Here is a 5,991-nt window from a genome sequence, read left to right on the forward strand (position 1 = left end):
GCTCAATGCACCGGATCGGCGGACATTATCAGGCATTCGCGATCGAGCCATGCTGCATCTGGCTTTCGCCGGCGGGCTGCGCGTTTCCGAACTCGTCGGTCTCGCGCTTGAACAGTTCGACGGACGGTCACCCGCCAGTATCCATATCATCGGCAAAGGACGACGAGAGCGCGTGCTACCGATCTGGCAGGAGACCGCTGCCGCGATCCGAGCCTGGATCGCCGTTAGACCCAAGGATGGCGACACGGCGCTCTTCCTGAACAATGCTGGCCGGATGATGACGCGCTCCGGCTTCGAATACATCCTCGAAAAGCACGCCGCGGCCGCGGTCAGCGTCGCGCCTACGCTGGCGACGAAGTCGATATCGCCGCATGTACTGCGCCACAGCTGCGCCATGCATATGCTTCAGGCGACGCGCGACATTCGCAAAGTAGCGCTGTGGCTCGGTCACGCCACTCTCCAGAGCACGGAGATCTACCTGCGCGCTGACCCGACCGAAAAACTCGAGATGCTCGACGCTTTGGCGACGCTCGGCATCAAGCCAGGCAAATTCCGCCCGCCCGATAAACTGATCGCGATGCTTGCCGGGCGATAGTGCACAGTTATGGCGATAGTGCACAGTTATGGCGATAGTGCATAGTTATGTGGAGTCGACGGATGTTGAAAAGCCCGACAATGCGCCCATCAGCGTCTCCGGCTCCGCATAATCATGGTCGCCGCATAATTGCGCTTATGTGGTGCACCACATAAGCGCAAAGGTGCTGAGGGATTGGCGCTGCTGGTGCAGGAGGGCCTCGGCCGCGATCCATTTAAGGGCGATGTCTTTGTCTTTTGCGGTCGTAGCGGCCGACTGATAAAAGCCCTTTGGCATGATGGTATCGGCCTATCGCTGTATGCGAAGCGGCTCGAGCGCGGCCGCTTCATTTGGCCGGCGACGGAGGATGGCGCGATCGCGCTGACGGCCGGTCAGATGTCCTATCTGCTGGAGGGGATTGATTGGCGAAATCCGCAGCAGACCTGGCGGCCGACCAGCGCCGGGTGACCGTCCGAAGGGCGATTATCCCGCAACGAGTCCTTTGAAATGCTAGGCAAATCAGGGCTTCTGTGATTCACTTCGGGCATGGAAACTAGCCCCGATTTGCTTCCCGACGATGTTGCTGCCCTGCGGGCAGAGCTCATCGCGGCACGCGCCAAGGGCGCACAGATCGAGGCTGAACTCGCCGTCGCCAAAGCCAAGGCGTCCGAGGATATTGCTGTCATTGCCCGGCAGAAGCTGCGCATCGAGAAGCTCGAGCGGCAGCTTTACGGCCCGAAGGCAGAGCGTCGCGCCCGGCTGATCGATCAGAGGGAGTTCCAACTGGAAGAGTTGGAGATGGCGGCGACCGAGGACGAGCTCGCGGCCGAAATGGCGGTCGCGGCCACCGTCAATGTCGCCGGCTTTAGCCGCAGTCGGCCGGTAAAGAAGCCTTTCCCCGAGCATCTTCCGCGCGAACGCGTCGTCGCGCCCGGTCCCGTGAGCTGCCAGTGCTGTGGCGGCGATCGGCTGCGCAAGCTGGGTGAGGACATCACCGAGACCCTCGAGGTCATTCCGCGCCAATGGAAAGTGATCCAGACGGTGCGCGAGAAGTTTACCTGCCGCGATTGCGAGAAGATCAGCCAGGCCCCGGCCCCTTTCCATGCCATCCCGCGCGGATGGGCCGGCCCCAATCTTCTGGCGATGATCCTGTTTGACAAGTTCGGCCAGCATCTACCGCTCAATCGTCAGGTCGAGCGCTTCGAACGCGAAGGGGTGCCGCTGAGCCTGTCGACAGTGGCCGATAGCATCGGTGCTTGCTGTGCCGTACTCGATCCGATCCTTAAGCGGATCGCAGCCCATACGTTTGCGGCAGAGCGGTTGCACGGCGACGACACGACGGTCCCGGTCCTGGCGGCAGGAAAGACCGATATCGCCCGAAGTTGGGTCTATGTTCGCGACGATCGACCGTTCGGTGGCACGGCCGCACCGTCGGCGATGTTCTACTATTCCCGTGACCGCGCGGGCGAGCACCCGCAGGCGCATCTCGCCGGCTATAGCGGCATTTTGCAGGCGGACGCCTATGGCGGCTACACCAAGCTCTATCTTCCGGACCGACGGCCCGGCCTGATAACGGAAGCAGCCTGCTGGGTCCATGCGAGGCGGCCCTTTTACGCGATGGCCGACGTCGAGGCGAACGCGCGCCGACGAGCGCAGGGCAAGAAGGCGGTGGTCATCTCGCCGATCGCCCTGGAGATGGTGCAGCGGATCGATGCCCTGTTCGACATCGAGCGCGACATCAACGGTCAGAGCGCGGAGCTCCGAAAGTCTGTTCGTCAGGAGCGCAGCAAACCCTTGGTCCTGAAGCTGGAAGCGTGGATGAAGGCTCAGCGTGCCAAGCTGTCGCGCGATCATGATCTCGCCAAGGCCTTCGATTACCTGCTGAACCGTTGGCCGGCCTTCACCCTCTTCCTCGACGACGGGCGTGTTTGTCTCTCGAACAATGCCGCCGAACGCGCCCTCCGCGGCATCGCGCTGGGCCGGAAATCCTGGTTATTCGCCGGATCGGACCGCGGCGGCCAGCGCGCCGCCGCCATGTACAGCTTGATTGTCTCGGCCAAGATGAACGGTGTCGATCCGCAAGCCTGGCTCGCCGACGTGCTTCACCGAATCGCCGGTTATCCGGCGCATCGCATCGATGAGCTCTTGCCCTGGAATTGGAAGAGCGCGTCACTAGCGGCGCACATGCACGCGGCCTGAAGATGCCGGCCATCCGGCCGCAACGCGGACCGCAAATCAAGCCGAAAAATCTAAAAGCCTTCAGCCTGCGGCCTTCGCCGGATGCTTACGCTCTTCCGGCTCTATCGGGAAGAGAAGCTGACGGTGCGCAAGCGCGGCGGCCGCAAGCGAGCGATAGGCACACGAGCACCGATGCTGATCCCGCTTGCCGCCAATTATCGCTGGTCACTGGACTTCGTATCGGATCAGTTCACCGATGGTCGCAGGTTCCGGGTTTTGACGGTCGTCGACGATTGCACCAGAGAATGCCTGGCACTCGTCGCCGACACATCGCTTTCCGGCCTGCGAGTTGCCCGTGAGCTCGATCGGATCATCGAGGAACGTGGCAAGCCCAAGATGATCGTCAGCGACAATGGCAGTGAGTTCACCAGCAACGCGATCCTGCAATGGGCCGACCGGACGACAGTCGATTGGCACTACATCGCACCGGGCAAACCGATCCAGAACGCCTTCATCGAAAGCTTTAACGGACGGCTGCGAGACGAGCTCCTGAATGAAACGCTCTTCTCGTCACTGACCCATGCTCGATCTGCGCTTTCAAACTGGCGCAGCGATTACAATCCTGTTTCATAACGCCCATCTTTCTATGTTGTTGAAGAGAATAAGCTTTCCTGATCTGGAGACGATCCTGTGGGGTGTCGAGGGTTTTGCCGGGCACGATTGAGGATCTGACGTGCTTGTGGAGTCGCGATTCTTGAACGGCTGAAGATCCATGGGCCATCGGGTAGCGGATGAGCCCCCTCAATCTCGCCGGCCTCGGCCGCCAGACGCAGCGTCTTTGGTGTTATCCCGAGTAACTTCGCCGCACCGCTCAGATTAAGCCACGGCTCGACACCGTCGATCTGGGGACGGAAGACCGGAATCTTGCGATATGACCTCAGCGCAGTGACCCGCTCCCGTGTCCAACGATTGCCATTGCCGGTCGTCAGTCCATTGCGATTGAGGACACCGGCAATCACATCGTCATTGGCAATAAGGACGAGCTGTCGCACAGCGTCGACGATGTCGTCAGGCGTCGCGTTTCTTTGCCCGCGGCGCCGTTTAGGCAGGCGCAGCTCGGTATGGACGCCACCAACCCAATGAATGACGAGGACGATCTCAGAGGTTCCATCATCGAGATCGGCGACCACTTCATTGATGAGCGTGCGCACGATGCGCTTCTTCAGCCTTGCATCGGTTGTCGGCGCCGTCCAGACGATGCGAAGATTCCCCGCAAGTGCGGTTACCTGGGAAGCGGACATGGGGAATGGCTGCGGCGCAACTGTCCGATGTTTGGCAATCTTGGCCTCAATCTCGCCGACACGAGCGAGCGCTTTGTTCCAGCGTGCTTCGAGCTCCGACGTCACCAGCCTATTCTCCGGATCGGCCGCGTCGTATTGCCGGAAGGCCCGGTCGGCGACATAGCGCGCTGCCTCGAGGTCGCGCAGCAGGGCATCCTGAACCCGGTCGCGTTGGCTGGCCATATTCCGTTCCGCCTCGATGGCGGCGGCAATGGCTCCCGGTTCCACCACCCCTAGCAGCGCCTCTTCGATCGCGTCATCGACCCGCAGACCGCCGAAAGCAATGCAGCGGGGCTCGCCATTGTCGAGTAGACCACGCCAGCAGGAATAGCGCGGAATGTTATGCTTGGCTCCGGTGTACCGGACCGTCAGCTTCCGACCGCACCTCTTGCAACGGAAAAGGCCGGCAAGCAGAGCGTCACCATGTTTCGGCGCTCCGTGATGGCGGCTAGCCGGCATATTATCGCTGACCATCTTGCGGATCTCCTCCGCCCGTTCCCAACTGACGTAACCTTCGTGTGCATCCGGGATCAGCGCCAACCATTCATCACGCGTCTTGCGGCGAATTCCAGATCGGCCATCGTATCGGGGCACGGAGCGACTCTTACCATAAGCGTACGCTCCGCCGTAGATCGGGTTCGCAATCATCCGGTGGATGGTGGCATAATTTGGCCTTCGCCAGATGACGTCACCATTGGCGTACCTGACCGGCAGGTCCAGCCCCTGCTCGAGGAACCATAGTAGAGCCTGCCGCGCACTGCCGAGTTCGGCAACCTTGTTGAAGACGAGTGCAATGGCTTCCTGGATGCGTCGGTCGGGATCCTTCTCGATCCTGTCACCGGCCTTTACGAAGCCGACCGGAACAGTAACGACGAGTTCACCGCGGCGAGCCTTCTCATAGCGGGCGGAAAGGGAACGCTGACGCAAGAGATCGAGTTCATACTCGTTGAGGCTGCCCTTCAAACCCAAGAGCAGGCGGTCGTTGCCCTGGCGGGGCGCATAAACCGCTTCCTGGTCGACCAGGACCGTATCAACAACACGGCACATCTCGATGAGTTGTTGCCAGTCCCGGCTGTTCCGGGCGAAGCGCGATACCTCACGTGCCGCCACGGCGCCGACCTTTCCAAGGCAGACTTCCGCCACCATCCGGTCAAATCCAGCGCGGGTCACGCCGCCGGCGGCCGAACGACCAAGGTCGTCATCCACCGTCTCTATATGTGACCATCCAAGCGCGGCCAGCCGGTCGCGCATGGCGTACTGGAGGGCGCTACTTTCGCGATTGTGGAGGACCTGGTGAGCCGAGGACTGCCGAACATAGAGGATGGCCTTCCGCTCCAGATGATGCGGCCCGATCTTCTCATGCATCATGACCGGCATCCTTCTGCTGGGAGGCACGCCCGCAGTTTGCGTGATCGACGAACAGCCGCACGATGAGCACCGTCAGCGCTTGGCGGGTCTCCTCTGGCAACTCCAGCCATTGCGGCGTCCCTGCCTTCTTTCCCCGCTGTGGAACCGAAAACAGATCGAACTGGTATGTCATGGACTGGCAAGGCATGGACATCTCTCCGACTCGTTTCGTGAGAGGCCAATGCTGCGCCCATTACCGCAGATTGCGATGAGGCATCGGCGTCTTCCAGTAACTTTGCCAAAGCATGCAGGCTTGAGAGATCGACGTAAGGAACCGGCGGGCTGCGCCAATATCCGCTCACGGAGCGGTCGAACATCCATGCTGGGACTTCAAGAAGTCGATCAGAAGAAGAACCAGAAAGGCTGCAGCGGAAAATATGCGTCCCTTTGGACAGCGCCTCATGGACGTGAACAAACCGCCCGGACCAGGGATGCCACGGATACAAAAGCTCGCGAACCTCGGTCCCGTGGGTGTTCTGTCGTCGTGTTGTA

The 5,991-nt window shown here is 61.0% G+C and carries 5 protein-coding genes and 1 pseudogene; 4 read left to right on the forward strand and 2 right to left on the reverse strand.

What is annotated here, in order from left to right:
• The 4 genes and pseudogenes from AS026_RS27110 to AS026_RS27125 form a co-directional block, all read left to right on the forward strand.
• Positions 1–595: tyrosine-type recombinase/integrase (locus tag AS026_RS27110; protein WP_144443506.1), on the forward strand; the 595-nt coding region annotated here is incomplete at its 5' end.
• Positions 596–724: 129 nt separating this feature from the next.
• Positions 725–1,042: an IS66 family insertion sequence element accessory protein TnpB gene (gene tnpB / locus AS026_RS27115; protein ID WP_028749697.1), complete on the forward strand. Its 318-nt coding sequence runs from the start codon at positions 725–727 to the stop codon at positions 1,040–1,042.
• 78 nt (positions 1,043–1,120) lie between these two features.
• Positions 1,121–2,773, forward strand: a complete 1,653-nt coding sequence (gene tnpC / locus AS026_RS27120) for an IS66 family transposase (RefSeq protein WP_028749696.1) — start codon at positions 1,121–1,123, stop codon at positions 2,771–2,773.
• A 90-nt stretch (positions 2,774–2,863) separates the two neighbouring features.
• Positions 2,864–3,373, forward strand: a pseudogene (locus tag AS026_RS27125) (DDE-type integrase/transposase/recombinase); the annotation flags it as partial.
• A gap of 23 nt (positions 3,374–3,396) precedes the next feature.
• On the opposite strand, the gene AS026_RS27130 reads toward AS026_RS27125, so the two are convergent.
• Both AS026_RS27130 and AS026_RS27135 read right to left on the reverse strand, forming a co-directional pair.
• Entirely contained in the window at positions 3,397–5,460 is a 2,064-nt protein-coding gene (locus AS026_RS27130; RefSeq protein ID WP_062368484.1) for a recombinase family protein, read from the reverse strand.
• Positions 5,450–5,647, reverse strand: coding sequence for a hypothetical protein (locus tag AS026_RS27135; RefSeq protein WP_028749735.1), 198 nt, complete (start codon positions 5,645–5,647; stop codon positions 5,450–5,452). The genes AS026_RS27130 and AS026_RS27135 overlap by 11 nt, the downstream gene beginning before the upstream one ends.
• Positions 5,648–5,991: the final 344 nt, after the last annotated feature.

This window comes from Rhizobium altiplani, from assembly GCF_001542405.1.
In the GTDB taxonomy this organism is placed as follows: domain Bacteria; phylum Pseudomonadota; class Alphaproteobacteria; order Rhizobiales; family Rhizobiaceae; genus Rhizobium; species Rhizobium altiplani.

Excerpts from the sequence above, each read along its gene's own strand:
- tnpC (WP_028749696.1), top strand. The coding sequence starts at position 1,121 with ATGGAAACTAGCCCCGATTTGCTTCCCGACGATGTTGCTGCCCTGCGG.
- AS026_RS27130 (WP_062368484.1), bottom strand. The coding sequence starts at position 5,460 with ATGATGCATGAGAAGATCGGGCCGCATCATCTGGAGCGGAAGGCCATC.
- AS026_RS27135 (WP_028749735.1), bottom strand. The coding sequence starts at position 5,647 with ATGCCTTGCCAGTCCATGACATACCAGTTCGATCTGTTTTCGGTTCCA.